The organism is Streptomyces sp. KL109B, assembly GCF_030766935.1.
Taxonomy (GTDB): Bacteria; Actinomycetota; Actinomycetes; order Streptomycetales; family Streptomycetaceae; genus Streptomyces.
On sequence record NZ_JASERL010000002.1, the window covers coordinates 1,192,686 to 1,218,848 of the forward strand.

The 26,163-nt window shown below is 71.6% G+C and carries 20 protein-coding genes and 1 pseudogene; 4 read left to right on the plus strand and 17 right to left on the minus strand.

What is annotated here, in order from left to right; translation table 11 throughout:
* Window positions 1–31 precede the first annotated feature (31 nt).
* The 5 genes from RBJ65_RS11015 to RBJ65_RS11035 form a co-directional block, all read right to left on the minus strand.
* Entirely contained in the window at window positions 32–2,038 is a 2,007-nt protein-coding gene (locus RBJ65_RS11015; protein WP_306318073.1) for an ATP-dependent DNA helicase, read from the minus strand.
* 40 nt (window positions 2,039–2,078) lie between these two features.
* Window positions 2,079–4,022: an IucA/IucC family siderophore biosynthesis protein gene (locus RBJ65_RS11020; protein WP_306318072.1), complete on the minus strand. Its 1,944-nt coding sequence runs from the start codon at window positions 4,020–4,022 to the stop codon at window positions 2,079–2,081.
* A gap of 40 nt (window positions 4,023–4,062) precedes the next feature.
* Window positions 4,063–4,911, minus strand: a complete 849-nt coding sequence (locus tag RBJ65_RS11025) for a GNAT family N-acetyltransferase (protein ID WP_306318071.1) — start codon at window positions 4,909–4,911, stop codon at window positions 4,063–4,065.
* 24 nt (window positions 4,912–4,935) lie between these two features.
* Window positions 4,936–7,071 (minus strand): IucA/IucC family siderophore biosynthesis protein, encoded by a 2,136-nt coding sequence (locus RBJ65_RS11030; protein WP_306318070.1) that lies wholly within the window; start codon window positions 7,069–7,071, stop codon window positions 4,936–4,938.
* A gap of 100 nt (window positions 7,072–7,171) precedes the next feature.
* The gene (locus RBJ65_RS11035; RefSeq protein ID WP_306318322.1) at window positions 7,172–8,518 is read right to left on the minus strand and encodes a diaminobutyrate--2-oxoglutarate transaminase family protein; all 1,347 of its coding nucleotides are present in this window, start codon (window positions 8,516–8,518) and stop codon (window positions 7,172–7,174) included.
* A gap of 572 nt (window positions 8,519–9,090) precedes the next feature.
* Between RBJ65_RS11035 and RBJ65_RS11040 the strand changes: the two genes are divergently transcribed.
* Complete coding sequence (locus RBJ65_RS11040) at window positions 9,091–10,317, plus strand: serine protease (RefSeq protein ID WP_306318069.1); 1,227 nt, start codon at window positions 9,091–9,093, stop codon at window positions 10,315–10,317.
* Between the two features lie 95 nt (window positions 10,318–10,412).
* On the opposite strand, the gene hflX is transcribed toward RBJ65_RS11040, so the two are convergent.
* The 6 genes from hflX to miaA all read right to left on the minus strand — a co-directional run bounded on the left by hflX (window position 10,413) and on the right by miaA (window position 18,386).
* On the minus strand, window positions 10,413–11,921 hold the full coding sequence (gene hflX / locus RBJ65_RS11045) for a GTPase HflX (protein WP_306318068.1): 1,509 nt from the start codon (window positions 11,919–11,921) through the stop codon (window positions 10,413–10,415).
* A gap of 213 nt (window positions 11,922–12,134) precedes the next feature.
* Window positions 12,135–13,607: a M1 family metallopeptidase gene (locus RBJ65_RS11050; RefSeq protein WP_306318067.1), complete on the minus strand. Its 1,473-nt coding sequence runs from the start codon at window positions 13,605–13,607 to the stop codon at window positions 12,135–12,137.
* Window positions 13,608–13,693: 86 nt separating this feature from the next.
* Complete coding sequence (locus RBJ65_RS11055) at window positions 13,694–15,817, minus strand: bifunctional (p)ppGpp synthetase/guanosine-3',5'-bis(diphosphate) 3'-pyrophosphohydrolase (RefSeq protein WP_306318066.1); 2,124 nt, start codon at window positions 15,815–15,817, stop codon at window positions 13,694–13,696.
* A 139-nt stretch (window positions 15,818–15,956) separates the two neighbouring features.
* Entirely contained in the window at window positions 15,957–16,826 is an 870-nt protein-coding gene (gene dapF / locus RBJ65_RS11060) for a diaminopimelate epimerase (RefSeq protein ID WP_306318065.1), read from the minus strand.
* A gap of 46 nt (window positions 16,827–16,872) precedes the next feature.
* Window positions 16,873–17,340, minus strand: coding sequence for a hypothetical protein (locus tag RBJ65_RS11065; protein WP_306318321.1), 468 nt, complete (start codon window positions 17,338–17,340; stop codon window positions 16,873–16,875).
* Between the two features lie 107 nt (window positions 17,341–17,447).
* Complete coding sequence (gene miaA / locus RBJ65_RS11070) at window positions 17,448–18,386, minus strand: tRNA (adenosine(37)-N6)-dimethylallyltransferase MiaA (RefSeq protein WP_306318064.1); 939 nt, start codon at window positions 18,384–18,386, stop codon at window positions 17,448–17,450.
* Between the two features lie 230 nt (window positions 18,387–18,616).
* Between miaA and RBJ65_RS11075 the strand changes: the two genes are divergently transcribed.
* A complete protein-coding gene (locus RBJ65_RS11075) occupies window positions 18,617–18,853 on the plus strand; it encodes a gliding motility protein (RefSeq protein WP_306318063.1) in 237 nt (78 codons plus the stop codon).
* 36 nt (window positions 18,854–18,889) lie between these two features.
* Window positions 18,890–19,183, plus strand: a complete 294-nt coding sequence (locus RBJ65_RS11080) for an antitoxin (protein ID WP_306318062.1) — start codon at window positions 18,890–18,892, stop codon at window positions 19,181–19,183.
* Here RBJ65_RS11080 and RBJ65_RS11085 read toward each other — a convergent pair.
* The 5 genes and pseudogenes from RBJ65_RS11085 to RBJ65_RS11110 form a co-directional block, all read right to left on the minus strand.
* Window positions 19,159–19,845, minus strand: a complete 687-nt coding sequence (locus RBJ65_RS11085; RefSeq protein ID WP_306318061.1) for a class III extradiol dioxygenase subunit B-like domain-containing protein — start codon at window positions 19,843–19,845, stop codon at window positions 19,159–19,161. The two genes, RBJ65_RS11080 and RBJ65_RS11085, sit on opposite strands and share 25 nt — an antisense overlap.
* Before the next feature lie 46 nt (window positions 19,846–19,891).
* Window positions 19,892–21,415 (minus strand): tRNA (N6-isopentenyl adenosine(37)-C2)-methylthiotransferase MiaB, encoded by a 1,524-nt coding sequence (gene miaB / locus RBJ65_RS11090; RefSeq protein WP_306318060.1) that lies wholly within the window; start codon window positions 21,413–21,415, stop codon window positions 19,892–19,894.
* A gap of 50 nt (window positions 21,416–21,465) precedes the next feature.
* A pseudogene (locus RBJ65_RS11095) lies at window positions 21,466–22,541 on the minus strand (Ldh family oxidoreductase).
* Window positions 22,542–22,581: 40 nt separating this feature from the next.
* Window positions 22,582–23,052: an alpha/beta fold hydrolase gene (locus RBJ65_RS11105; protein WP_306332127.1), complete on the minus strand. Its 471-nt coding sequence runs from the start codon at window positions 23,050–23,052 to the stop codon at window positions 22,582–22,584.
* Window positions 22,986–23,255: a VOC family protein gene (locus RBJ65_RS11110; RefSeq protein ID WP_306318341.1), complete on the minus strand. Its 270-nt coding sequence runs from the start codon at window positions 23,253–23,255 to the stop codon at window positions 22,986–22,988. The genes RBJ65_RS11105 and RBJ65_RS11110 overlap by 67 nt, the downstream gene beginning before the upstream one ends.
* Before the next feature lie 186 nt (window positions 23,256–23,441).
* Between RBJ65_RS11110 and RBJ65_RS11115 the strand changes: the two genes are divergently transcribed.
* Window positions 23,442–24,437, plus strand: a complete 996-nt coding sequence (locus RBJ65_RS11115; protein WP_306318059.1) for a TAXI family TRAP transporter solute-binding subunit — start codon at window positions 23,442–23,444, stop codon at window positions 24,435–24,437.
* 110 nt (window positions 24,438–24,547) lie between these two features.
* Here RBJ65_RS11115 and RBJ65_RS11120 read toward each other — a convergent pair whose 3' ends face one another.
* Window positions 24,548–26,143: a HAMP domain-containing sensor histidine kinase gene (locus RBJ65_RS11120; RefSeq protein ID WP_306318058.1), complete on the minus strand. Its 1,596-nt coding sequence runs from the start codon at window positions 26,141–26,143 to the stop codon at window positions 24,548–24,550.
* Window positions 26,144–26,163 lie beyond the last annotated feature (20 nt).

Consider the following 26,163-nt stretch of genomic DNA (forward strand, 5'->3'; position numbering starts at 1 on the left):
GCGCCAGGGCTCCATCCGCACAGGCCGGGTCCTACTCCGCAGCCGCCTTCTCCTCGTCCGCCTTCTCCGCGTCCGCCTTCTTCGCCGCCGCGTCGATCGCCGAGAGCGAGCGCCGCACCTGGTTCCGGTCCGTGGTGAGCCAGAAGTCCGGCATCGAGGCCTTCAGATAGCTTCCGTAGCGTGCCGTCGCGAGGCGGGGGTCCAGGACGGCGACCACGCCGCGATCGCCCGTCGCCCGGACGAGACGGCCCGCGCCCTGCGCCATCAGGAGCGCCGCGTGCGTCGCGGCCACGGCCATGAAGCCATTGCCTCCCGCCTCCTCGACCGCCTTCTGGCGCGCGCTCATCAGCGGGTCGTCGGGGCGGGGGAACGGGATCTTGTCCATCACGACCAGCTGACAGTTCGGGCCCGGTACGTCCACGCCCTGCCACAGCGACAGGGTGCCGAACAGACAGGTCTCCGGGTCCGCCGAGAAGTTCTTGATCAACTCGCCCAGGGTGTCCTCGCCCTGCAGCAGGATCGGGAACTCCGGGATGCGCCCCCGCAGCTCCTCGGCCGCGGCCTGGGCCGCGCGCATCGAGGAGAAGAGGCCGAGTGTGCGCCCGCCGGCCGCCTGGATGAGCTCGGTCAGCTCGTCCGTCATGTCCGTGCGCGTGCCGTCACGCGTCGGCTTCGCCAGGTGCTTGGCGACGTACAGGATGCCCTGCTTGCGGTACTCGAAGGGCGATCCGACGTCGACGCCCTTCCATACGGGAAGGTCCTCGCCCTCCGTGCCCTCGGGGGCGAGCCCCAGGGAGGCGCCCACGCCGTTGAAGTCGCCGCCCAGCTTCAGCGTCGCCGAGGTCAGGACGACGGAGCGCTCGCTGAAGAGCTTCTCGCGCAGGAGGCCGGACACGGACATGGGGGCCACGCGCACGGAGGCGCCGAAGCGGTCGTGGCGTTCGTACCAGACGACGTCCCACTCCGAGCCGTTCGTGATCCGCTCCGCGACATCGTGGATGTTCTCCACGGAGGCCTGGGCCTGCTTGCGCACGGCGTCCTCGTCCTGGACGGACTTGTCGCGGGTGTTGCCGAGTGCGGTGATCACCGTACGGGCCGCGTCGCGCAGGGCCATGAGCGCGTAGCCGAGGTCCTCCGGGACCTCTTCGAGGCGGCCGGGCAGGGCCAGCTCCATCACTCGCTCAAAGCCTTCGGAGGCGGTCTGCAGCTGGTCCGCCGCCTTCTCGTTGACGAGCTTGGACGCGCGCTTCACCGCGCGGTTGACCTGGCCTGGGGTCAGCTCGCCGGTGGCCACGCCGGTCACCCGCGAGACGAGTTCGTGCGCCTCGTCCACGATCAGCACTTCGTGCTGGGGAAGGATGGGCGCGCCTTCGATGGCGTCGATCGCCAGCAGCGCGTGGTTGGTGACGATGACGTCCGCGAGCTTGGCGCGCTCGCGGGACATCTCGGCGAAGCACTCCTGGCCGTACGCGCACTTGGACGCGCCCAGGCACTCGCGCGAGGAGACCGATACCTGGGACCAGGCCTTGTCGGAGACGCCGGGCGTGAGGTCGTCCCGGTCGCCCGTCTCCGTCTCGTCCGCCCAGTCGCGCATGCGGAGCAGGTCCTGGCCCAGCTTGCTGGTGGGCGCGGCCGCCTCGAACTGGTCGAAGAGGCCTTCTTCCTCCTCCTGCGGCGCGCCCTCGTGCAGCCGGTGCAGGCACAGGTAGTTCGACCGGCCCTTGAGCATGGCGAAATTGGGGCGGCGGCGCAGCAGCGGGTGCAGCGACTCCACCGTGCGCGGCAGGTCCCGCTCCACGAGCTGTCGCTGCAGCGCCAACGTGGCGGTCGCCACGACGACGCGCTCCCCGTGAGCCAGGGCCGGCACGAGGTAGCCGAGCGACTTGCCTGTGCCGGTGCCCGCCTGGACGAGCAGATGGGAACCGTCGTCGATCGCCTCGGCGACGGTCTCGGCCATGGTCACCTGGCCAGGGCGCTCCGTGCCGCCGACTGCGGTGACGGCGGCGTGCAGGAGCTCGGGGAGTGAGGGCTTCGTCATAGCTCGACCACCCTAAACGGACCCACTGACAATCCGGCGATCACGGCTGGTGCAGCGGATTGGCGACGCTGCCGTGCACGGCGGCGTGCGGGCGGTCGGCGCGGTCGCGGTAGCCGTCGAGGTGCAGCCGGTTGCGGTTGAGGCACAGGCGCTCGATCTCCGGCGTGAGCAGGTCGAACGTCTCGTACCGCTCCTTGCACTCGGGGAAGCGCGCGTGGTGGCGGAGGATCTCGGCGCGCACCATGGACCAGAACTCGGCTTCGGCGACCCCGAGTTGCTCCTCGTACAGCGGCGCCAGATAGCGGAAGACGCCCACGAAGAGTCCCGAGTGGATGAACTGGGTCAGGAACGCGGGCTCCTCCGTGAGCAGGACCTCACGTACGTCGTCGGGCATGGAGCCGTGCTCGGGCAGCGCTTCCGAGCTGATGTTGACGTCGTCCACGAAGTCCTTGACCGCGAGCCGGGCGGGCACGTCCTGGTCGTCGAAGACGACGATGGCGTTCTCTCCGTGAGGAGAGAACACGGTTCCGTAGCGGTAGAGGAAGCGCAGCAGTGGGGGCAGCAGTGCGGCGAAGAGCCTCTGGAGCCATGCCTTCGGGGCGAGCCCCGAGCGGGCGACGAGTTCCGCGACGAACGCGCGTCCTTCGGAGTCGGTGTGCAACAAGGAGGCGAGCGTTCGGGCCCGCTCTCCGGGGGCGAGATGCCGGGAGACGGGCTCGCGCCAGATGGCGCCCAGCAATTCCTTGTACTGGTAGGGCACTTCGTCGAGCCCGTCGTAGAGCGGGTGTTCCACGGTCACCGAGGCGACCTCGCCCAGGAGGATGACGCCGCATTCGTCGCGCAGGAAGGAGTCGCCGTCGCGCAGCGCGTGCACCCATGCGGTGACGGCGGGGGCGGCCCAGGTGCGCTCGGTCGGAAGGCCGCGCCATACAAGGGTGTTGAAGATGGACAGCGGCAGCTTCACCGTGTGCCGTTCCGGATGCGCCGTGTTCAGGAACGTACGGATGGACTGCTGGGGCAGTCGCAGGTCGCCGTCCGTGGGGAGGGGAACGATGTCGTTCGTGGCGATGGACGGCGCGAAGAGCGGCAGCACGATGTCGCTCCACTGCCAGGGATGTACGGGGAGGTAGAGGTAAGCCGCCGGGTCCAGGCCACGGGAACGGAGTGCCTGCGCGAACAACGCCCGTGTCGGTTCGTCGAGTTCACGGGCGTAGAGGGAGGCGGGGTCGGCGAGGCCCGCCACGCCCCGGTAGGTGGCGAGGCCGGTGTGCACGGCGATCCACGGGAGGCGGGTGGGGCGACGCGCCTCGGGCGCCCAGCGGGAGGCGTCGGTCGCCGTGAATCCGAGACGGCCCTTGTTCAGTACGAGCCAGGGGTGGCCGGTCTGATGCCCCTCCAGCTCGGCGTATCCCAGGTCGGCCAGCTGCGCCGCGGTGAGCGCGGTGTGGTCGAGGCGGGCGTCGGCGGCGAGGGTGACGGTGAGTTCGCGGATGAGGTGGCCGAGGGTGCTGCCGTCGAGGCCGAGGGCGTGCTTGGCGCGGAGGAGGAAGGCGAGCGGGTCGGTGAGGGGTTCGCGTCCGCGGGGGACGGGGGCCGGTTCTCCCTCGTGGCCGGTCGTCCCGGGTTCCCATTCCATGCTTTCGGGGTCCACGCGCCAACTGCCGTACGCGCCGCGGCGGGCGCGGAAGTGGAAGGTGCCACCGCCGTCGCCGGCCCCGCCACCGTCCCCTCCGTCCCCGCCGTCGCCGTCGGCCGGGTCGGCGGGGAGGTGCAGGGAGTACGGGTGGGACGGGTCGGACAGGTGGGGGCCGGGGGCGGCCGGGGCGAGCGGCTTTGGCCGCAGGATGTCCTCGTAGGCGAACTCGCCGATCAGCTTGGCCAGCAGTCGGGCCCCCGCCCTGTCCCAGTTCTCGGACGTGAGCTCGGGCGGGTCGTACAGCTCGGTCGGCTCTTCGGAACTCGGGGCGGCGGACGAATTCGGCACGGAAACTCCTCGGACGGGAACTGGAGCGGGTCGAGGTTCGTTACTGAGAGTGACCGGCCTGGAGCACGGTGCGCAGGGCGCGGTCACGGACCATGAGCGCGGCCCGCTTGTCGGGGAGTTCCACCTCGGCGGAGAAGCGGAATCCCGCGCCCAGGAAGGCGGAGACGGAGGGGGTGTTGCGAAGGTCGGGTTCCGCGATGACCCGCGCACAGCGCGGGCGATGATCCAGTACGAGGTCGGCGACGGCTGCGAGCAGCGTGGTGCCGAGCCCTCGTCCACGGTCGGCGACGCCACCGATGAGGAGGTGGATTCCGGTGTCGTGCGGGCGGGCGGGGTAATGGCGGGCCAGCGGGTCGAGGTCGGCGCGGTAGATCTCCCAGTAGCTCATGGGCGTGCCGTCGAGGACGCCGAGGCACGGAACGCTGCGTCCGTCGCCGTCGAGCTGGGAACGCATGTGGTCCGCGGTGACGGCATCGGGACCCGCGAGTTCCCAGAAGGCGGCCACGGCGGGGTCGTTCATCCAGCGGCTGACGAGTGCCAGGTCCCGCTCGATGCGCACCGGGACGAGCTGGAACACGCCTGAGGGAGTGGTGACCGGTCCCCACTCCCCCACGTCGTCCAGCAGGTCTCGCTCGGCCAGGGCGTCGAGGTCCGCGGTGTGCTGGTGGTCGGTGCGGTGGTCGGCGGTGTGCTGGTAGTCGGCGTCCCGCTCCGCGATGAGCGCGAGCAGCTCGTCGGGGAGGCGCAGGTCCAGGGTGTCCTGGACGTCCGCGGCGTCGGCGGCGTCGGCGGCGTCGGCGCCCTTCGTGCTCTTCGCGGCTGGCGACGTGTCGTTGGGGTCGGTGGCGGGAGTGGTGTCGGCGTCGGTGCTCGCATCGGTGGGAGGCACGGCGACACTCCTCTCTCAGGATTCTCAGGTACGGCGGGAATGAAAGGGGTTGGCGATGGTGACGTAGACGGACTGGGTGTCGACGGGGCCGACGAGTTCGTCGAGGCCGTGCAGCCGGGTGAGCATGTTCGCCTTGCAGCGCAGCGTGGGCGAGTCGAGCAGCAGGCTCGGCAGCGTGCTGCGCAGCCGGGTCGGGCCGGCGGCGGCCTCGCCGAGGAAGCGGCGGAACGCGGCGAGCAACAGCGCTTCGTCGGCGAGTCGTTGGGAGCCGAAGGCTCCGATCAGGCCGAGGACGTTGTTGATGGCGAGGTAGTAGGCGAATCGCTCGTCTGTGACGTCGTCGTCGACGAAGGTGTCGCTGTGGGTGCCGATGCCGGGCAGTCGTCGGTCGAGTTCGGCGCGGCGGGACTCGCGGAAGTAGTAGCCCTGGTTGTCCCGGTAGCGGCCGCCGGCGGGCCAACCGTCGGCGTCCAGGAGCAGCACGGTGTTCTGCTGGTGGGCCTCCAGGGCGACACCGGCCTCGCCGTCGAGCCAGAGCACGGGGCGGACGACGTGCTCCAGATACCGCAGGAACCACTCGGCCGCCACGGCCCCGTGAGGGCGTCCGCTGCGGGCCGCGAGCCGGGTCACGGTGTCGGCGAGGCGGGAGCTGATGGCCGGGTGGCCGGTGCGATCGGCGCGATCGGCGCGATCAGCGCGGTCATCGGCTCTGTCGTGGGTGCGGCCCGCACCGTCGGCCGGGGCGGTGGTCGGCCGGGGCGAGACGAAGCCGGCGACGCAGGACGCGTCGTCGTGGGAGCGGAAGGGGTTGGCGCGGATCATCACATCCAGGCCCGGCACCGGCGCGCCGTCCGGGTCGTCGACCGCGAGCCAGGCCGGGTCGCGGACGATGTCGAAGCCGGGGTGCGCGGCGTGCCACTCCTCGGCGAGACCGGTGCCGAGGAGCCGGTGCGCCTCGACGCCCCGGTGGAGTTCCTTGCGGAGGTTCTCCCGGCGGGAGTTGGTGATGCGCAGGCCGAGGGAGAGCTTGAGCATGGCGGGCGCGCCGGGCTGGTACAGCGTGCGGACGGAGGAGGTGGGGAACCAGGGCTCGCCGTGCGGGCCGAGGTCGCGCAGCAGACCGGCGTCCAGGAGGGCGGCGGTGGCGGGGCGCTGCCGTAGCTCGCGCAGCTGCCACGGGTGCACGGGCAGGGCGGCGTGCCCGTGCGGCAACGGAAGGTTGGAGCCTGCCAGTTGGGAGGTGAGGTCGGCGGCGGTGCGGGCCCGGCCGCCGTCGGTCCAGGCGGAGTCCTGGGCGAGGACGTCGGGGGCGACGGAGATCCAGTGCAGCGGGAAGGAGCCACGCAACTCCGGTGAATAGCGGCCGGCTTCGGCCTCGGAGAGCCCTTCGCGGCTCTTCGGTGTCGGGTGCAGCGGGTGCCCGAGGACGAGCGCCTGTTCGGCGGCGAGGAAGGGGTCGGCCGCGTCGGTGGGACGGCGTCGGCGGTCCGCGATGAACTCGATGGTGCGGCGCATCGAGTCGGCGACGCGGACCACCAGTTCACCGTCGTCGCCGACGGGGGTGGCGTCGGGGCCGTGGTCGAGGTCGGGGGCGACGTCGGGGGCACTGCCCGTGGGAACGGGGGCGTCGGCTTCACCTCGCGCGGACTCGGCCGCACCGCGAGCGGACTCGGCTTCGGCTTCGTCCCGGGAGGGCTCGGCCTCACCCCGGGTGGACTCGGCCTCGCCGCGGGCGGATTCCCTGCTCAGGAGGGCCGCGAGGGTGACTGCGTCCACGCGTGGGGCGTGGTGCGGGGCGTTCTCCAGGCAGGGCAGGCCGAAGCGGTGCCAGCCGGAGGGTGACCAGTAGTGGACGGGGACGAGGAGGGCGGTGCCGCTCGCGGGCAGCGGGATGCGGAGGGCGCCGAAGGAAGGAGGAGCGATGTTGTTCTCGCGTACCCAGCAGCGCAGCAGATTCTCGACTGCCGCGGCCTGGGCGGCGGTTGCGGGGTCCGGGTGCTCCAGGAGGTCCACGGTGGGGGTGTGCGGACGCTCGGTCTGCTGGTCGCCGCCCTTCTGCCGCGGGATCGAGTCGCGCTCCTGGGGGTGCGGGGCTTGCGTGTCACAGGATCCGCCGGCGGTGGGACGGGGACGGCCGTCGGAAGCGGGGGTGGCGTTCAAGACGTTTCCTTGCGTGGGGGTGTTGGGCTCCATGGCGCGGTGGGCCGGCCGGTCCGGCGGGTCACCGCCGTCGCTGGTGGGGATGGGTCGTCGGGTGCTCCTACGCCTCGTGGCGGTGCTCGCGGGCGACGGCTGCCAGGGCGTCCGCGAGCCGGTCCACGACGGCCGCGGCCTGCTCGTCGGTGATGGTGAGGGGAGGCAGCAGGCGTACGACGCTGGAGTGCCGGCCGCCGAGTTCGACGATCAGACCGCGGTGCAGGCAGGCGTCGCGCACGGCGGCGGCGAGTCGGGGTGCGGCGGGGAGCGGGGCTGCGGCGCCCGTGAGCAGCGGGTCGTCGAGGGGTTCGGCGGCGGCAGGGGTGGCGCCGTCCGGGTCGACGAGTTCCACGCCGATCATGAGGCCGCGCCCACGGACCTCGCCGACGCACGCGAACTCGTCGGAAAGCCGCCGGAGTTGGCCGAGCATGCGGCCGCCCAGGGCGGCGGCGCGGTCGGCGAGGGCGTTCTCGCGGACGTACGCGAGGGTGGCCGCGCCCGCGGCCATGGCCAGCTGGTTGCCGCGGAAGGTGCCGGCGTGCGCGCCCGGCGGCCAGACGTCGAGGTCGTCGCGGTAGACGAGCACGGCGAGCGGCAGGCTGCCGCCGATGGCCTTGGACAGGACCATCACGTCGGGCACGACGCCGCTGTGTTCCACGGCCCAGAAGGCGCCGGTGCGGCCGACGCCGGTCTGCACCTCGTCGACGACCAGGGGGATCGAGCGGCGCTCGGTGACGGCTCGCATCCTGCGCATCCAGGTGTCGGGGGCGGGGATGACACCGCCCTCCCCCTGCACCGGTTCGAGGATCATGCCGGCCGGGTCCGGCACCCCGGACTTGGTGTCGTCGAGCAGCGACTCGGTCCACCGGGCGGCGAGTTCGGCTCCGCGCGGGCCGCCGATGCCGAAGGGGCAGCGGTAGTCCTGCGGATACGGCAGGCGCGTCACGCGGACGTCCTGCGCCCCGCCCGAGGCTTCGAGCGCCCCCGCGGTCATCCCGTGATACGCGCCGGTGAAGGCGAGCAGGCCCGAGCGCCCGGTGGCGGTGCGGACCAGTTTCAGCGCGGCCTCGACGGCGTCGGTGCCCGCGGGGCCGCAGAACTGGATGCGGGCGCGGTCGGCGAGGCCGGGCGGCAGCGTGCTGAACAGCTCCGTGGTGAAGGCGTCCTTGACCGGGGTGGCCAGGTCGAGGACGTGCAGCGGCGCCCCCGAGTCGAGCACCTTGCGGATGGCTTCGAGCACCACCGGGTGGTTGTGGCCGAGCGCGAGGGTCCCGGCGCCGGACAGGCAGTCCAGATAGCGGCGGCCGTCGGCGCCCTCGATGGTGAGCCCGCGCGCCCGCACCGGCACGATCGGCAGGGCGCGCGCATAGGTGCGCGCCGCGGACTCCCGCGCGCACTGCCGGCGCAGGATGCCTTCGTGCTGAGTGGTATGAGTCGTGTGAGTCGACTCAGTGGTGTCGTGGGCCGCGGTGCCGGGTGCCCCGCCGACGTGCGGGTCGGGCACCGCCACGGTCTCAGGATCGGTCACAGGCACAGGATCGGTCACCGCCACGGCTGTTGGTCCTCCCGCTGGATATACGGCCGAAAAGGTTCCTCGACTCACCGATCCGTACGGCGAGTTGGCGTGCGCGCAGCCGTGGACCGTCCTGCCGGTGGGCCAGGACGGTCCGGGGCTGAACGTCGACTGCGGTTCCCCCGTACGTACCAACGACGGGGCGAGCGGAGGAACACGGCTCGTACGGGACTCATGAGCAGACCTTTGCCCGGTGTCCGCGCCCGGCGCCTCGTGGGCCCCCACGCGCCGCGCTTCAACGATCCGTACAGGCAGGAAGATCCCTCCGTGACGGAACCGTTGCGGCTTTGTCGGTCGTCGCCTACGGCACCGGCATAGGGTGGTGTGCCGTTCGGGGGGAGAGGCAGTGCCTCGCGTCCACCGCACACGCAGGCAGTTCCACCATTTCGAAACCCAGGGGGATTCACGACATGCGACCCATACGCCCGCAGTTCGCCGCACGCCGTTCTCGGGGCGTGCGCAGCAGAACGTCCCCCGTGGCGGCGGCGGTTGCGCTCGGTGCGGTACTCGCCCTGACCGCCACGGCGTGCGGTCCGGGCGAGGACAACGCGAACGACAAGCCGACCGCCTCGGCGACCGCGGGCGGCGGCGGCACGTTCAAGATTCCGGACGACATCAAGGACCGGCTCAAGGAGCACGGGATCGATCCGGACAAGTGGAAGGACGGCGAGTGGAAGAACTGGGACAAGGACAAGTGGCTGCGTGAGGCGCAGGACTTCGTCAACCCGATCATCGCCGGCCTGTGGGACTCGGCCCGAATGCGGGACGCGGACAAGAACCCCGGTGGCGAGGTCGACGAGAACGACCTCTCCGGCGACCAGGGTGTGACGGACCCGGAGCCGAGGCCGGTGTCGGCGGCGGGCGTCGGCACCCCGTACCACGCGAACGCTCCGTACGCGGGCAAGCTGTTCTTCGACGGGCCCAAGGGTTCGATGGTCTGCTCGGCGACCGTGGTCACCGATCCCGCGCACCCCGGCAAGTCCAACATGCTCTGGACGGCGGGCCACTGCGTGCACGCGGGCAAGAACGGCGGCTGGTACCGCAACATCGCGTTCGTACCCTCGTACAACAACGGTGGAAAGTCCGCGCAGGAGCTGCAGGGCGCGCCCAGGAGCGAGGTCGCTCCGTACGGCGTGTGGTGGGGCGACGCGGCGCTGACCTCGGACCAGTGGATCGCGCAGGGCGGGCCGAGCGGCGGCGCGGGCGCGCCGTACGACTTCGCGGTCATCCATGTGACGCCGGAGAAGGGCGGCACCACCAAGTCCCTGGAGGAGACGGTGGGTGCGGCGCTTCCGGTTGACTTCAACGCACCGGCGGTGCCGAAGATCTCGCGGCTGACGGCGAAGGGCTACCCTGCCGCCGCGCCGTTCGACGGGCAGAAGCTGTACCAGTGCGCGGACCGGCCGGGCCGGCTGTCGCTGAACGACACGGACCCGACGATGTACCGCGTCGGCTGCACCATGACCGGCGGTTCCTCCGGCGGTGGCTGGATCGGCACGGGCTCGGACGGCAAGCCCGCCCTGGTGTCCAACACCTCGATCGGCCCGGTGACGGCGGGCTGGCTCGCGGGCCCGCGGCTCGGCAAGGAGGCCAAGGGGATCTATGACTCGGTGAGCAGGAAGTTCGCCGGTCAGTAGGCCACGACCGCACGCACGACCGAGCCCCTCTCCGGTGGACCGGAGAGGGGCTCAGCCTTTGTACGTACGAGCCCGTCAGCCCGCGGCGCGAGTTCTCAACCCGCGACGGACGCCGGAACGTACGGCGCGAGTTCCGCCGCGAGTTCCTCGTGGACGCGTGCCTTCAGGAGCGTGCCCTCCGGGGTGTGCTCCTCGGAGATCACCTCGCCGTCGGCGTGCGCCCGCGCGACCAGCTGGCCGTGCGTGTACGGCACGAGGGCCTCGATCTCGACCGCGGGGCGCGGCAGTTCGTCGTCGATGAGCTGGAGCAGCTCCTCGATGCCCTGGCCCGAGCGGGCCGAGACGGCGATCGCGCGCTTCTCCACGCGCAGCAGCCGCTGCAGCACCAACGGGTCGGCCGCGTCCGCCTTGTTGACCACCACGATCTCGGGCACGTTCGTCGCGCCGACGTCGCGGATGACCTCGCGTACGGAGGCGAGCTGCTCCTCCGGCGCCGGGTGCGAACCGTCGACCACGTGCAGGATCAGGTCGGAGTCGCCGACCTCCTCCATGGTGGAGCGGAACGCCTCGACGAGGTGGTGCGGCAGGTGTCGTACGAAGCCGACCGTGTCGGCCAGCGTGTACAGCCGGCCGCTCGGGGTCTCGGCCCGGCGCACGGTCGGGTCGAGGGTGGCGAACAGCGCGTTCTCCACCAGCACGCCCGCGCCCGTGAGGCGGTTGAGGAGCGAGGACTTGCCGGCGTTCGTGTACCCGGCGATGGCCACCGAGGGCACCTTGTGCCTGCGGCGCTCCTGGCGCTTGATGTCGCGGCCGGTCTTCATCTCCGCGATCTCACGGCGCATCTTCGCCATCTTCTCGCGGATCCGGCGCCGGTCCGTCTCGATCTTGGTCTCGCCGGGACCACGGGTGGCCATGCCGCCGCCCGAGGAGCCGGAGCCACCGCCACCCATCTGCCGGGACAGCGACTGACCCCAACCACGCAGGCGCGGCAGCATGTACTGCATCTGCGCGAGCGCGACCTGCGCCTTGCCCTCTCGGGACTTGGCGTGCTGGGCGAAGATGTCGAGGATCAGGGCGGTGCGGTCGACCACCTTGACCTTGACGACGTCTTCGAGGTGGATGAGCTGGCCGGGGCTGAGCTCACCGTCGCACACGACGGTGTCCGCTCCGGTCTCGAGCACGATGTCGCGCAGCTCCATGGCCTTGCCGGAGCCGATGTACGTCGCCGCGTCGGGCTTGTCGCGGCGCTGGATGACGCCGTCGAGCACGAGCGCGCCCGCCGTCTCGGCGAGGGCGGCGAGCTCCGCGAGAGAGTTCTCCGCGTCATGAACCGTTCCCGACGTCCACACGCCGACGAGGACCACGCGCTCCAGGCGGAGCTGTCGGTACTCGACCTCGGTGACGTCCTCGAGTTCGGTGGAGAGGCCCGCGACGCGGCGCAGAGCCGCGCGCTCGGAGCGGTCGAACTGCTCGCCGTCCCGCTCTCCGTCGATCTCGTGGCTCCAGGCGACGTCCTCTTCCATCAGGGCATCGGCCCGAAGACTCTCGGGGTTGTTCTGCGCCATGTGCTGCGCGTCCTGGGAAGGGGAAGAAGAGGAGGTCATTGGATCCTTACGTCTGTGGGATTCGGGATACGTGACGGGCGCCTCGCCCGTCATCTTTCACAACGCGCGGACCACTCGGGGGATTCCCGCGATTCCCGCGAGGGCCGATCCGCGGGGCCCGCGCCGTCGACATCGTCGATGTTCGCACGGTACGGGGCGTCTCGTCACTCGGATTTTTCCCGCTGTGACCGGGTCGACGCCCCGCGCTCGCGGCTATTTCGGCACCGGGTCGGACGTCCACTTCGGGTGCCCCGGCATGGGCGGGGTCTTCTTCCCGTACAGCCAGGCGTCGAAGAAGCCGCTCAGGTCCTGCCCGGCGATCTGGGAGGCGAGCCTGGTGAAGTCCGCGGTCGTGGCGGTGGAGTCACGGTGCGTACCCACCCACGCGCGCTCCAGGCGCTGGAAGGCGTCCTTGCCGATCTCCTGGCGCAGGGCGTAGAGGACGAGGGCGCTGCCGTCGTAGACGACGGGCCTGAAGATGCTGATCTTGCCGCCGGAGGGTGCCTTGGGCCTGGCGGGCGGTCCGCCCTCGGCGCGCCAGGCGTCGGAGGCGCGGTAGGCGGAGCGCATCCGCTTCTCCATGGGCTGGTCGGCCTTCTCCTCGGCATACAGGGACTCGTACCAGGTGGCGTGGCCTTCGTTGAGCCACAGGTCGGACCAGGTGCGGGGGCTGACGCTGTCGCCGAACCACTGGTGCGCCAGCTCATGCACCATGATCGATTCGATGTACCACTTCGGGTAGCCGTCCCGCAGGAACAGGTCTCTCTCGAAGAGAGAGAGCGTTTGCGTCTCGAGCTCGAAGCCGGTGGACGCGTGGGCCATCAGCAGCCCGTAGTTCTCGAAGGGGTAGCGCCCGACCTTCCCCTCCATCCAGGAGATCTGGCCCGGCGTCTTCTTGAGCCACGGCCGCAGCGCCTTGGCGTCCTTGGCCGGTACGACATCGCGTACGGGAAGTCCGTGCGGCCCCTCCTGGTGCAGCACGGCGGAGCGCCCGATGGAGACCTGGGCGAGTTCCGTGGCCATGGGGTGGGCGGTGCGGTAGGCCCACTGCGTGGCGCCTCCTTGTCGCGTCTTCGCGACAGGAAGGCCGTTGGCGACGGCCGTGTACCCCTTGGGGGCGGTGATACGGAAGGTGAAGTAGGCCTTGTCGGAGGGGTGGTCGTTGGACGGGAACACGCGGTGCCCGGCGTCGGCCTGGTTGGCCATCGCGAGCCCGTCCTTGGTGCGCACCCAGCCGTTCTCCTTCTTGCCCGGCCGCGGGTCACTGGTGTGCCGCACGGTGACGTCGAGCGACTTCCCCGCGGCCACGGGCCGGTCGGGCGTGACGATGAGGTCCTCGCCGCTGCTGGTGAAGTGCGCCGACGCCCCGTTGACCAGCACCGAACTCACGGTGCCGTGCGAGAAGTCGAGGTTGATCCGGTCGAGCCGGGAGGTCGCCCGCGCGTCGATCTTCGTGATGGCGCTGAGGGGCTTGCTGTTGTCACCGTGGTACGTGAAGGAGATGTCGTAGTCGGTGACGTCGTAGCCCGGGTTGCCCAGGTGCGGGAAGAGCCGGTCGCCGATGCCGAGCGGCTCGGCGGGTCCTGGCGCGGCCGCGGCGACGAGGGCGAGCGAGGCGCCGGCGGCGAGCAGCGCGGCCGCGCGGGGCGTTCGGGAACTTCGGGACCTTCGGGAACTGGGCAGCATGACTTACCGCTATCAGCGCCCGCCCTTGTACGTGGTGCGGGGCGCGCCGCACCACCCGAACGAGGGTTCTGGGTGGGCGGTTGGACCTACAGGGCGCCCGCCGCCGCGTGCCGCGTGCGCCCGACGTCGTACACGCCCGGCACATTGCGCATGGCCCGCATGAGGCCCTGGAGGTGTCCTGCGTCCGGGAGTTGGAGCGTGTACGTGTGCCGGACGCGGCCCTGGTCGGGCGGGTCGACGGTCGCCGAGATGATGGCGACGCCCTCCAGCGCTATGGCCTCGGTCAGGTCGGCGAGCAGGTGCGGGCGGCTGAAGGACTCGGCGATGAGGGTCACCCGGTACTCGGCGGCCTCGGCGTCCGCCCAGCGCACACCCACCTCGGCGCGTCCTGCGTCCTTCATGCGCGCCACTCCGGAGCAGGCGACGCGGTGCACGGTGACGACTCCGCCGCGTACGGAGAACCCGGTGACCTCGTCCGGCGGTACGGGCGTACAACAGCCCGCGAGCCGCACCGTGGCGCCCGGCTGGTCGACCACGGCGTTCGCCGTCGAGGGGCGCGCCGAGGGGCCGTTGTACGGGGCTCTGGGCGCCGAGGCGGGCGCGCTCGGCCCCTCCGGGTGGGTGGCGAGCCAGCGGCGGATGGCGATGCGCGCGGCGGGCGTACGGGCGTGGTCGAGCCAGGCGACGGACGGCTCGGAGGCGGCGGCGCCCTCGGCCCCCGCCATGAGCAGCTGCACCGTGTCGCCGTCGCCGAGGACCGTACTGAGCGTCGCCAGGCGGCCGTTGACACGCGCGCCGATGCAGGCGTGCGCGTCCTCGCCGTACTGCGCGTAGGCGGCGTCTACGCAACTGGCGCCCGCGGGGAGGCCGATGGAGCCGCCGTCGGGCCGGAAGACGGTGATCTCGCGGTCCTGGGCGAGGTCCTCGCGCAGCGTCGACCAGAAGGTGTCGGTGTCCGGCGCGGACTGCTGCCAGTCGAGCAGCCGGTTCAGCCAGCCGGGGCGCGTGGGGTCGGAGCGCTCGCCCACGGTGTCCAGGTGTTCCTCTGCGGAGGGCGCGTACGGATTGCCGAGCGCCACCACGCCCGCCTCCGCGACCTTGTGCATCTGGTGCGTACGGATGAGGACTTCGGCGACCTCGCCGTCGCCGCGGGCCACGGCGGTGTGCAGCGACTGGTACAGGTTGAACTTCGGTACGGCGATGAAGTCCTTGAACTCCGAGACCACCGGCGTGAAACAGGTGTGCAGTTCACCGAGGACTCCGTAGCAGTCCGCGTCCTCGTTCACGAGGACCAGGAGGCGTCCGAAGTCGGCGCCGCGCAGCTCGCCGCGCTTGCGGCGCACCCGGTGGACGGAGACGAAGTGCCGCGGCCTGATGAGGACTTCGGCACTCAGTCCGGCATCGCGCAGGACGCCGCGCACCTCGGTCGCGAATCCGGCGAGGGAGTCCTCGGTGCGCTGCGCGTAGGCCGTCATGAGCTCGCGGGTCTGCGTGTGCTCCTCGGGGCGCAGGATCGCGAACACGAGGTCTTCGAGCTCGGTCTTCAGGGCCTGCACGCCGAGGCGCTCGGCGAGCGGGATCAGGACGTCGCGGGTGACCCTGGCGATCCGTTCCTGCTTCTCCTGGCGCATGACGCCGAGGGTGCGCATGTTGTGCAGGCGGTCGGCGAGTTTGATCGACATGACGCGCACGTCGTTTCCGGTCGCCACCAGCATCTTCCGGAACGTCTCCGGCTCGGCCGCCGCTCCGTAGTCGACCTTCTCCAGCTTGGTGACGCCGTCGACGAGGTAGGCGACCTCCTCGCCGAACTCCTCGCGCACCTGGTCGAGCGTGACCTCGGTGTCCTCGACGGTGTCGTGCAGCAGGGAGGCCGTCAGCGTCGTGGTCTCGGCGCCCAGCTCGGCCAGGATCAGCGTCACGGCGAGCGGGTGCGTGATGTACGGCTCGCCGCTCTTGCGCATCTGGCCCCGGTGCGAGGACTCGGCCAGTACGTAGGCGCGGTGCAGCGGGTCCAGAGCGGCGTCGGGGTAGTGCGCGCGGTGGGCCTCCGCCACGTGACCGATCGCGTCGGGGAGGCGGCCGCGGGCGGGGGCGCCCAGGAGTGCGGCGCGGCCGAGACGGCGCAGGTCGATCCGGGGGCGGCCACGTCGACGATGCGATCCGGGCGTGATCGGCCCCGTATTCGCGGGGTTGGTCGCCTCCGCACTCATGAGCACCTCCGGCTTTGTCGACCGGCGGCGGGCTGGCGGCGGCACCCGTCCGGACCGGTGCTTGATGCTACCGAGCCCATCACGTGGCGCAGTCCCGCTCTCGCCGAGCGTGAAACGGATCACCCATTCGAGCGAAGGTTCACTGGTTTACGGTTTCGATCGCAGAGAACCAGTCGGCGTCGATGTCACCCTCAGCGACGATCACCGCCGGTCCCGTCATCTCGATCTCGCCGTCCGGACGCTCGGTGATCGTCAGCCTGCCACCGGGCAGATCGATCTCGTACGTGACAGAAGACCCGGTCACGGCCGGGTCCAGGCCGTCCCTGCGGGCGGCCGCGACGGCCACGGCGCAGGCGCCGGTGCCGCAGGAGCGGGTCTCGCCCGAGCCGCGCTCGTGCACGCGCATGGCGACGTGCTTCGGGCCGCGGTCGATGACGAACTCGACGTTCACACCCTCCGGGTACGCGTTCGCCGGAGCGAAGGCGGGTGCGGCGTACAGGGTGCCCGCGTGCGCGAGGTCGGCCACGAAGGCGACCGCGTGCGGGTTCCCCATGTTCACGTTCGTCGCGGGCCAGGTCCGCTCGTCGACGGTGACCGTGACGTCGCCCTCGGGGAGCGCCGCCTTGCCCATGCCGACCGTGATCAGGCCTTCCTTGTCGATGTGCACCGTCTTGACGCCGCCTCGGGTGGCCACGGCGAGGTCGCCCTCGCCGATGTGTCCGGCGTGCTGGAGGTAGCGGGCGAAGACCCGCACTCCGTTGCCGCACATCTCGGCCACCGAGCCGTCGCCGTTGCGGTAGTCCATGAACCACTCCGCCTCGTCGGCCATGTGCCGCGCCTCGGGGTGGGCGGCGGCGCGCACGACATGGAGCACACCGTCGGCCCCGATGCCGGCCCGGCGGTCGCACAGGGCGGCGACGGCGGTCGGCGAGAGCGCGATGGCGTTCTCCGGATCCGGGATGATCACGAAGTCGTTCTCGGTCCCGTGACCCTTGAGGAAGGTCGTCATTTCTCGATCGTACGAGATGGGTCGGACATCCCGGCCGCCGGTGTGGTCAGCGCAACCGTGCGACGCGCCACACCGCGAGCACGGCGACGGCCGCGACCACGACGACGTACGCGCCCACGACCCGCCAGTCCGGCCAGCTGCCCGAGCCGCGCGGCGGGAGGCCGGGCAGCGTGTAGCCCACCTTGCGGGCCGCCATCATGCCCCAGCCCGCGGCGCAGGAGCTGATCAGGAGGCCGAGCATGGCCACGACCGCGCCGCCGTCGCCGAACTCGAAGAACAGCGGGAACGCGAACATCAGGGAGCCGATCGCGGCCAGCATCACGATGGGTGCCAGCTGCCAGATGCGGAGCCTGCGCTGCGGGCGCAGCTCGACCTCGACCTCCTGGGCCTCGTCCTGCGCGGCGAGCTCGTCCACGCTCGGACCGTCGGCGATCACGCCGTCGGCGGTCGCCTCCGGGCCGTCGGTGCTGAGCTGCTCTCCGCCTGGTGCGGTGTCACGAGGGCCGGCCTCCATCGCCACGCGCCCTCCCACTCCGGACTCCACTGGTCGATCGATGGTCGATGATGGCACGCCCACAGAGGCCGGGATGACGAGCGGAGCGTCCCGATGCCATCACGTGATCAGGCTGTAACCGGTCGTTCGACCAACGACATTGCGCGAGCCGGGAGTTCCCCGCGTTCCGCCGCGGCCCCACTGAGCCAATGCACCCGCGGGTCGCGCCTGAACCACGAGTCCTGGCGGCGCGCGAAGCGCTTGGTGGCGCGGACGGTCTCCGCGCGCGCCTCGTCCATCGTGCACTCGTCGGCGAGGGCCGAGAGGACCTGCTGGTAGCCGAGGGCCCGGGACGCCGTGCGCCCCTCGCGCAGGCCCTGGCCCTCCAGCGCGCGCACTTCGTCGACGAGTCCGGCCTCCCACATGCGGTCCACGCGCGTGGCGATGCGTTCGTCGAGTTCGGGCCGCGCCACGTCCACGCCGATCTGGACGGTGTCGTAGACGGAGTCGTGTCCCGGCAGGTTGGCGGTGAACGGTTTGCCGGTGATCTCGATGACTTCGAGGGCGCGGACGACGCGCCGCCCGTTGCTCGGCAGGATCGCCGCGCCCGCCTCCGGGTCGGCGGCGGCGAGGCGCGCGTGCAGGGCGCCGGAGCCGCGCAGCCGGAGCTCGTCCTCCAGGCGGGCCCGGACCTCGGGGTCGGTGCCGGGGAACTCCATCTTGTCGACGGCGCCCCTTACGTAGAGCCCCGATCCGCCGACGAGGACGGGCCAGCGGCCTGCCGCGAGCAGCCGGTCGATCTCCGCGCGGGCGAGGCGCTGGTACTCGGCGACGCTGGCGGCCTCGGTGACGTCCCAGATGTCCAGGAGGTGGTGCGGCACGCCGTCGCGCTCCTCGGGCGTCAGTTTCGCGGTGCCGATGTCCATCCCCCGGTACAACTGCATCGAGTCGGCGTTGACCACCTCGCCGCCGAGTTCCTTGGCGAGGAAGACGCCGAGATCTGACTTTCCTGCCGCGGTCGGCCCGACGACGGCGATGACCCGCGGGGCGGGAGCTGCGCTACTCACCGCCCCAGTCTCGCAAACCCGGACGCCTGTTCACGAATGAGCTACGTGACGCCACAGGTTCGGGTTCGTTGCCTGTTGCGAGGTTCCAGCCGCCGGATTCAAGGACCGGCGCCCCGGTCGCCGCAATGAGACGCACCGGGTAGGGCGGGATTTCGCCCACACGAGTAACGTATGGAGTTGAAATGGGCGTGTTTTCCAGGTTTCGTCGGAAGGCCAGCGAAGCGGGCGAGGTGTCAACCACCGAGGCACAGGGCTCCACTCTGACGGCCGCTCCGGAGACGGAGGACGCCGAGGGTTCCGGTGAGGCCACCGAGGCCGCCACGGCGGAGCAGGAGGCCACGGAGGCCGCTGCCGAGGGCGCGACGGCGGAGGCCGCCGCCCCGGAGGCGGAGAGCGTGGAGATCCCGAAGCAGCAGTCCGCGGAGCAGGCCGCCGACAACGAGGCCGGCGAGGGCGTCCGCAAGTAGCTCCCACGGGAGCTCTGGGCAACAGAAGGTGCAGTCATGGGCTTCCTGGACTCTTTGAAAGCCAAGCTCGGCCCCGCCAAGGGCAAGGTCTCCGACCTCGCGCAGCAGCACGGGGACAAGATCGACCAGGGCTTGGACAAGGCCGGCAAGATGGTCGACGAGAAGACCAAGGGCAAGTACAGCGACAAGATCCAGATGGGCACGGACAAGGCGAAGGACGCCGTCGACCGGATGTCCGCGTCGGACGGCAAGAGTCCCAAGGACAGCGACGGCGGGGACACCCCACCGTCGCCGTGTGTGCCGCGTTACGTCCAAGAAGCCACGAAGTAGCCCACTCCGTAGGGCGCGTCCTCGTACAGGAGGCGGCCCGTGCCGTCACGCTTGTCCCAGGCGGCGCTGAGGAGTTGCCAGGGGGCGCGGCCGGAGATCTTCAGTTCGCGGGCGAGGTCGGCGTCGAGGTTCGCGAGCGTGCCGTCGGCGTCGAGGTCGCGCAGGGCGGCGCCGATGGCGGCGTCCACGCCCGCTGCGCGCTCGTCCAGATAGCCGGGGGCCTTGAGCGTGCGGCAGGCCGTGCCGTCGCCCATGACGAGGAGCGCCACGCGCTCCGCTCCCCCCTCGGACGGGTCGAACGCCGGGCCGTCGCCCGTCACCTCGTAGCCGCGTACGTCGCCGGTCCATCCGGCGCGCGCGAGCAGCCACGCGCCTACGGAGAGGGACGGCGGCAGCGTCGCCTCAGTGGCGTCGGACGGGGCGCCCAGGTGCACGTCGAGGTCGACGCCGAAGGGGCGGAAGGTGCCGCGGGCGCCCGGCTCGTGGACGGTCGCACGCGGGCCCTCGCCGATGACGCACACCAGGTCGGGCTCCGCCGCGAGCAGCGCCGCGAGCGCCTCGTCGCAGGCCGCGCGCGCGGCGTCCAGTTCGGGCGCCGCGCCCGCGGCGACCTCGGGCACGAGCAGGGGCGGGCACGGGCAGGCGGCAGCGGCGACAAGCATGATCGACAGCCTAACCGGTCGGCCGGCCCGTGAACCGCCCCGTAGGTCAGTCGACGGCGCAGCCGCCGGTGACCGCGGGCAGCGGTTCGGGGACGCCGACCTGCGGGAGGCCGAGGAGCACGCCCTGCTTCTTGTCCTGCTCCTCCTGGTTGCGCTTCTCCCAGGCGTCGCCCGCGCGCGTGCGGCGCACGTCCCGGACCTCGCCCTCGGCGAGCAGGTGGTGCGGGGCGGCGTACGTGATCTCGACGGTCACGACGTCGCCGGGGCGCACCTCGGCCTCGGGCTTGGTGAAGTGCACGAGGCGGTTGTCGGGGGCGCGGCCGGAGAGGCGGTGGGTGGAGCCGTTCTTGCGGCCCTCGCCCTCGGCGACCATGAGGTCCACGGTGCGGCCGATCTGCTTCTTGTTCTCCTCCCAGGAGATCTCCTCCTGGAGGGCGACGAGGCGCTCGTAGCGGGCCTGCACGACCTCCTTGGGGATCTGGCCCTCCATGGTCGCGGCCGGGGTTCCGGGGCGCTTGGAGTACTGGAAGGTGAAGGCCTGCGCGAAGCGGGCCTCGCGCACGACGTGCATCGTCTGCTCGAAGTCCTCCTCGGTCTCGCCGGGGAAGCCCACGATGATGTCGGTCGTGATGGCCGCGTGCGGCATGGCCTCGCGGACCTTCTTGATGATGCCCAGGAACCGCTCCTGACGGTACGAGCGGCGCATCGCCTTCAGGACCGTGTCCGAACCGGACTGCAGCGGCATGTGGAGCTGCGGCATCACGTTCGGCGTCTCGGCCATGGCGGCGATCACGTCGTCCGTGAAGTCGCGCGGGTGCGGGGACGTGAAGCGGACGCGCTCCAGGCCGTCGATGTCGCCGCAGGCGCGCAGCAGCTTGCTGAAGGCCTCGCGGTCGCCGATGTCGCTCCCGTAGGCGTTCACGTTCTGGCCGAGCAGCGTGATCTCGGAGACGCCCTCGCCGACCAGGGCCTCGATCTCGGCGAGGATGTCGCCGGTCCTGCGGTCCTTCTCCTTGCCGCGCAGCGCCGGGACGATGCAGAAGGTGCAGGTGTTGTTGCAGCCGACCGAGATCGACACCCAGGCCGCGTACGCGCTCTCGCGGCGGGTGGGGAGCGTGGAGGGGAAGGCCTCCAGGGACTCGGCGATCTCGACCTGCGCCTCCTCCTGGACGCGGGCGCGCTCCAGGAGGACGGGCAGCTTGCCGATGTTGTGCGTGCCGAAGACGACGTCCACCCAGGGCGCCTTCTTCACGATGGTGTCGCGGTCCTTCTGGGCGAGGCAGCCGCCCACGGCGATCTGCATGCCCGGACGCGCCGCCTTCTTGGGGGCGAGGTGGCCGAGGTTGCCGTAGAGCTTGTTGTCAGCGTTCTCCCGTACCGCGCACGTGTTGAAGACCACGACGTCGGCGTCGCCGTCGGAGCCTTCGGGGGCGCGCACGTAACCCGCGCCCTCCAGGAGACCCGACAAGCGCTCGGAGTCGTGGACGTTCATCTGGCACCCGTAGGTGCGTACTTCGTATGTCTTGGGTGAACGGTCGTCCACGGCCGGACGCGGGTCGCTGCTGCTCATAACCATCAAGGGTATGGGGTTCGCGGAGTGGTCATGTGCCGCCTTCGGGACTACGCCCGCTCCGCCGTGCTCGTCCCCACCGTCGGCGGCAGCGCCACCCCCCGCTCCCCCGCCGCCTCGGTCAGCCGCTGCCACACCTTGGGGGCGAGCGGTATCCCGTGCTCGGCGCGCTCCCGTGCCGTCGCCGCGCCGCGCTCGCCGGGGTAGTGCGCGCCGTCCGCGGCGGGGAGGCCCTTGAGGGTGCTCAGGGTGGCGTCCACGTCCGCCAGGAAGCCGTCCGTGGCGCCGCCGAAGGCCGCCGGGTCCACGGCGATGAGGAGGGCGCTCTGGCGGTGCTCGCGGCCCGCCGGGTCGTCCCAGTGGAAGGCCGTGAGGATCGGGGCGCCGACCATGACGCTGGTGAGGAGCTCGAAGGCCAGGGACATGCCCGAACCCTTGGCGCCGCCCAGCGGGAGCGGCAGCGCCGCCCGCTCCGGGTCGGTGGTCGGGGTGCCGTCCGCGGTGGCGGCGGCGACCTCGGGCAGCGGCGTCCCGGCGGCCTTCGCCTGGCGGATCTTCCCCAGGGCGATGGTCGCCGTGGCCATGTCGAGGAGCAGCGGCGCGTGCTCCCGCGCGGGGACGGCGACGGCGAGCGGACTGGTGGCGACGGCCCGGCCCTTGGCGCCGGTGTAGCCCATGTTCGGCATGCCGGCGACGAAGCCGATGCCGACCAGACCCGCCTCGGCGATCTTCGCCACGTAGTAGCCGATGGCCCCGGTGTGCACGGTGGTGCGCACGCCTACGGAGGCGATGCCGTACGTCTTCGCGCGCGTGGCCGCCTCCTCGGCCGCGGCGGTCATGGCGACGGGGCCCGGCGCCCGGGCGGCGTCGAGGACGGCGGCGGCCGGGGTGGTCGAGGTGATCTTCATGTCGGGGCGGCGTTGGCGACGCCCTTGGCGAGCAGGCCGAGATACGGGGGCACGCGCGCGATGCCGTGCGATTCGACGCCGCGCCGGGCAGCCCAGACGAAGACGTCGGCCGTGGTGGCGGCGTGCTCGGCGCTCAGTCCGCCCTTCTCCAGGAGGGCGGCGGCGAAGGCGCGGAGGTCGTCGGGGGCGACCAAGGTCCTTTCTGGCATGGGGCGCATCCTTAGGGGGCCTGGGGAGAGATCCTGAGCGGTCCTTGGCTCAGCGGCTGACGAGCACGTCCACCACGGCCGTGGTGCCGGACGCGACCGCCTTCAGCGCCCGTGCGAGCCCGGCGCGCAGCGCGGCGACGGAGCCGATGGACTGGCCCACCAGCATGGCGTCGTGGACGTCCTCCTGGTCGAGGACGGCGACGACGTCGCCGGGGAAGTCCTGGCCGTCGGACTCGGCCATGGACGAATCGGACCCGCCGAAGCCGCGCAGGTCCACCGTGGGGACGGTGAACTCCTCGCGGAGTGCCGCGACTTGCTGCCACCAGGCGGCGTGGTGGCAGCCGGAGCCGTGCACGAACAGGATCGGCGGCCCGGCACTCCTGGAAACAACACAGCAGGTCGGTCGGGTCAGCCCGGTCGGTCGGGTCAGCCGAGTCGGTCGAGTCAGCCGGGTCAGTTGGGACGCTTGGCGTGGTGCACGAGTTCGATCATGGTGTGGTCGGGATCGTGGATGTAGCAGAACTTCGACTGGTTCTCGGGGCGCTGGACGGGCCGGGTGTGCCGGATCCCCGGCTCCTTGAGGTGGCCGAGGAACTCGTCCCAGTCGTCGACCTCCACGGCGAAGTGGTAGGGCGCCATGCGCTCCATCTCCTCGACCGGGGTGAAGTGCAGATCGAAGTTCCCGCGGGTCATCAGGACCACCCGGGTGTTGGACTTGGGCATGATCCGCTCCGGGTACGTGACCCGGACGTTCACGGAGACCGGGAGGACGGTGGAGCACCTGTCGGCCGAGGACCAGATGGGCGAGGACTGAACCCGGCCCGACACCCGGACAGGCTCTACGGAGCGTGACGACACCGGGACCCTCCGAACCTGGTCACCGCGCACCCCAACTGGCAGGATCGCGCCATGCCGCAGCCACCCTTCCGGGTCACCCGCAGCCGCGCCCTCATGGGGTCGGCGGCGGCGTTCGTGGTGTGCGGGCTGCTGCTGTGGTGGCTGCTGCCGCTCGGCGAGCAGTCCCCGCAGGGCCGGGTGACCTTCAGTACGGGCGCGCGGACCGGCGTCTACGAGAAGTACGGCAATCTCCTGAAGCGGGCCATGGACCGCGACCTGCCGGACGTCGGCGTCACCCTCAACGGCAGCCAGGGCTCATGGGAGAACGTGCGGCGCGTCGCCACCGGCCGCGCCGACTTCACCATCGCGGCAGCGGACGCGGTCGCCAAGTACCGGTCCGAGAAGCAGACCGGCGCGGACCGCCTGCGCGGCTGCGCCCGCCTCTACGACGACTACATGCAGCTCGTGGTCAAGCGGGACTCCCCCGTGGAGAAGGCCGCCGACCTGCGCGGCATGAAGGTGGCCGTGGGCGGGCGGAGTTCGGGGGTGCGGCTGATCGCCGAGCGGATCCTGAAGGCGGCGGGGCTCGACGTCGCCAAGGACGTCACGGAGGTCGGCATCGGCATAGACGCCATGCCGCGCGCCCTGGAGTCCGGCGACATCGACGCGTTCTTCTGGTCCGGGGGCCTGCCCACCAACCACGTACGGGAGCTGTCCGAGGACGCGCCGATCCGGCTCGTGGAACTCGGCTCGCTGGTCGACAAGTTGCACGCCATGGGCGGGTACTCGCGCTACTACCGGGCCGCCGTGATGCCCGCCGACGCCTATCCCGCGGCTCAACAGGGCGATCCCGTCGATACGTTGGCCGTGGCCAACCTCCTGGTCACGACCGACCGGGTGGATCCGGAGCTGACCGAGGCGGTCACCCGTACCGTCATCGACAGCCGCGACCACATCGGGGCGCAGGTGCACGCGGCCCAACTCGTCGACCTCAGAACGGCCGTCTACACGGACCCGCTCACCCTGCACGAGGGCGCGCGCCGCTACTACCGCTCGGTCAAGCCCTGACGATCAGCCGGCCCGGCTCCGACTACCGCTCGGTCAAGCCCTGACGATCAGCCGGCCCGGCTCCGACTACCGCTCGGTCAAGCCCTGACGATCAGCCGGCCCGGCTCCGACTACCGCTCGGTCGAGCCCTGAGCGGCCGTCTCCTGCCCCGAACCGTTCTCCTCGTCCTCCGCGCCGCGGCCGTCCTCCGCGGCCGCCTGCGACGGCACAGGAGCCGTCCTGGGAACACGCAGCGTGACCGCGAGCCCGTGCGGTTCCCGGCGCGCGTAGCCGATGGCGCCGCCGCCCGCGGTGAGCAGGGCCCGCGAGATGGACAGGCCGAGCCCGGAGCCCTTGATGTTCTGGTGCCGTCCGCTGCGCCAGAACCGGTCGCCGATCCGGGCGAGTTCCTCCTCGCTCAGGCCGGGCCCGCCGTCCGCGACCTCGATCACCGTCGCGTCGCCGGTGGCCCGGGCGGAGACGGTGACCCGCTCGCCCTCGGGGGTGAACTTCAGGGCGTTGTCGACCACGGCGTCCAGGGCGCTGGACAGCGCGACCGGATCGGCCCAGCCCGTCACCGCGGGGCAGTCGGCCACGAGCCGGACGCCCTTGTCGTCCGCGGTCGGGCGCCAGGCCTCCACCCGCTCGGCGGCCAGCTCCCCGATGTCGGTCAACTGCAGGTCGGCGGCGGCGTGTTCGGCGAGGGCCAGGTCGAGCAGGTCGTCGAGGACCCGGCCGAGGCGCTTGCCCTCGGCCTTCACGGACGAGATCTCCTCGTTCCCCTCCGGTAGTTCGAGTGCCAGTACGTCGATGCGCAGCAGCAGGGCGGCGAGCGGGTTGCGCAGTTGGTGCGAGGCGTCGGCGACGAAGGCGCGCTGCTGCTCCAGGACGTCTTCGACGTTGTCCGCCATCTCGTTGAACGACCGAGCCAGGCGCTGGAGTTCCGGCGGGCCGCCGGCCGCCGCGACCCGTGACTTCAGGCGGCCCGTGGCGATGTCGTGGGTCGTCGCGTCCAGGATCCGTACCGGCCGCAGCACCCAGCCGGTCAGCCGCAGCGCCGCGCCCACGGCGAGCAGCATCGCGGCCACCTCTCCGGCCCCGATGACCAGCCAGCCGCGCAACGTCTTGCTGCGCATCGCGCCGGTCGGCGACTCGGTGACCACGACGGCGACGACGTCACCGTCCCGGATGACGGGGGACGCGACCACGAGCGTGCCCCGCTGCCAGGGCCACACCTGTGGCGGGTCGTGGCTGCCGCGCGAGTACAGCGCCTCGTCGAACGCGGCGCGCAGGTCTCCGCCGGAGCCCGCCGGCGGCACCCGGAAGTCGAGGGGCGCGCGCCCCATGGGCTGCTCGTCCCGGTAGAAGACGCCCGCCTTGATGTCGTACACCTCGTGGTAGCGGGCGAGTTCGGCCCGCAGCGTCTGCTGCCGCTCGTCGCTCACCAGCGCCGTCCCCTTGGACCCCGCGGAGCCCTTGGCGCCTGCGGAGCCGTTGGACCCCGCGGAGCCCTTGGCGCCCGTCGCGCCGGTGGCCCCCTTGCCCGCCTTGTCCGGGCGCGTGGTCACGAACTGCGCCAGGGAGGCGAACCGCGCGGTGTCGTCGATGCGGTCGACGACGACCTTCTGCTGCTGGGCGGAGGCCACGCTCACGGCCAGCGGGAAGCCGAGCGCGAGCAGCACACCCGCCATGAGGACGATGAGCAGGGGAAGCAGGCGGGCGCGCACGCCAGGACTCTACGGCTTCT